We start from the raw sequence: 247 nt of genomic DNA, 5'->3' as shown, positions 1-247 counted from the left end.
GCCCTGAAACAGGCGCAACGCTGGCGTTTTGGCGCGCACAGCGAAACCCTGCCTGCCGGTCCCAAACGCAGTCAGTTTGAGGAAGATGCCGATACCGATATCGCGGTGCTGGAAACCCAACTGTCACGCCTGCATATCAAGGAAAACGCGACCCCGACCCAGCCTAAACGTCAGCCTTTGCCGGCGACTTTACCCCGTGAAGATATCCGGCTGGTGCCGGAGACGGAGAGCTGCCCGGATTGCGGTC

1 protein-coding gene is annotated in these 247 nt (G+C 60.7%); it reads left to right on the top strand.

Annotated elements, in window-relative coordinates:
- Positions 1–247: IS66 family transposase (locus EAE91_RS23945; RefSeq protein ID WP_244869038.1), on the top strand; the 247-nt coding region annotated here is incomplete at both ends.

Origin of the sequence: Photorhabdus noenieputensis, assembly GCF_018448935.1 — a bacterium.
Taxonomy (GTDB): Bacteria; Pseudomonadota; Gammaproteobacteria; order Enterobacterales; family Enterobacteriaceae; genus Photorhabdus; species Photorhabdus noenieputensis.
This window is presented reverse-complemented; position numbering and strand designations above follow the sequence as displayed.